This is a genomic window from Arthrobacter sp. GW822-FHT05G07 (genome assembly GCF_058799755.1).
The window spans coordinates 1-1,503 of sequence record NZ_JBXALT010000025.1 but is presented as its reverse complement, the minus strand read 5'-3'; the positions used below and the strand labels follow the sequence as shown (position 1 = coordinate 1,503).

The following is a 1,503-nucleotide window of genomic DNA, read 5'->3' as shown; positions in this document are numbered from 1 at the left end:
GCGCCGATGGTACTGCACCCGGGAGGGTGTGGGAGAGTAGGACACCGCCGGACAACCATTCACGGGAAGCCCCGACCGCCACGGTCGGGGCTCCCCGCATTTAACAACCGTTTCCACAAACCCCCACCACCCCGGGGGCTTCACCCATTTAAAGTGACTGCGGAGCCAGCTCGGAAAAGGGGTAGAGGGCCTGTTCGATGGGTAGCGGCATGCGGACAAGTCCCGCCGGGATACCGTAAGGCTCGTAGTACCTGTCAGCGATCCCGTACCTGTTGTCCTGCACATGCTTGAAGGTCAGTGCGAATGCGCCTTTTCGACCGTCTTGGTCGAGCTGCTCCAGGTAGCAAGCAAAACGCTCGCGGTACTCTTGAAGGCCCTGTCCACCTGCAGCCCAATCCTCATGCGAAGACTTGAAGAACCTATTGAGCCGACGGCGTTGCTTACCGGCCAGCATGCGTAGGCTTTCGGGCATGGCAATGCGCTCCGTTGATGCGGCCAAGCTATTCATCCCCCCACTAGTGGTACGAGTTTGATGAAGGTGGCTTCCGTAGCCTTGAGGACGTCGATGTTGTCCGAGAGGTTGCAAGCCTGTTGTCGGGCAATTTCTCATCAGAGATCCGCAAGGGTCCCCCCAGCCGACTTAGGCATTTTCCGCATCATATAAGCCAGGGCTGACATGCTGGAGCTAAAGCTGTGAGAGCGGGGGCCTCCCCCAACACCTTCTTATGCACCGGAAGTTTTCGCTGCCTTTGCGGCGGCCTTAGCCGCTTGCTTGCTGGCACGCACTTTGACCAAGGACTCTGGGTCCACAATGTCGGCGACCGAGAGGTAGGAGCCTTCCTCACCGTAATGGCCGGCTGCTTCCCGCCATCCGTCCGCCTTCAGGTCGCATTGTTTGCCCAGCAATGCCAGGAAGATCTTTGCTTTCTGTTCGCCAAAGCCTGGCAGGGCCTTGAGGCGACGGAGTACTTCAGGGCCGTCGGGGTTTCCGGTGGTCCAGATAGCGGCCGCGTTTCCGTCCCACTCCCGATGCACTGTTTCGGCGAGGGCTTGGACTCTTGCCGCCATGGAGCCTGGGAACCTATGGACGGCAGGCCGTTCCTTGAAGACTTCTACGAAGCCGGCGGGGTCGTACTCCGCGATAGTGCCGGGCTCCAAAGAGCCCAAGCGGGTGCGGATCTTCTCCGGACCAGCGAAAGCCGACTCCATGGTGACTTGTTGATCGAGCAACATACCCGTCAACAACGCAAAGGCGTCGTCACTGAGTAGTTGGTCCGCGGCGGCATCTCCTGTGATGTGCAGTTCCATGGGTCCCATCCTCCCACCGTGCTGCGGGTCCGTCATCGGGCGTCCGGCTGGCGTCGCTGTGCCTTGGATTGTTGGCAAGTGCGCCGTGGATTGTTGGGGTTCAACGGCGGTGTGGTGCGGGTTTTGGGGGTGGTTGGGGTGGGGTTGGGGGTGGATTTGCGTTGGGGGTGTGGGGCGTGTATTGTTTTCTGAGTC

2 protein-coding genes are annotated in these 1,503 nt (G+C 60.2%); both read right to left on the bottom strand.

Annotated elements, in window-relative coordinates; translation table 11 throughout:
- Positions 1–148: 148 nt before the first annotated feature.
- On the bottom strand, positions 149–508 hold the full coding sequence (locus AC1RJY_RS23980) for a hypothetical protein (protein ID WP_498603715.1): 360 nt from the start codon (positions 506–508) through the stop codon (positions 149–151).
- Positions 509–723: 215 nt separating this feature from the next.
- Positions 724–1,317, bottom strand: a complete 594-nt coding sequence (locus AC1RJY_RS23975; protein ID WP_498603716.1) for an HhH-GPD-type base excision DNA repair protein — start codon at positions 1,315–1,317, stop codon at positions 724–726.
- Positions 1,318–1,503 lie beyond the last annotated feature (186 nt).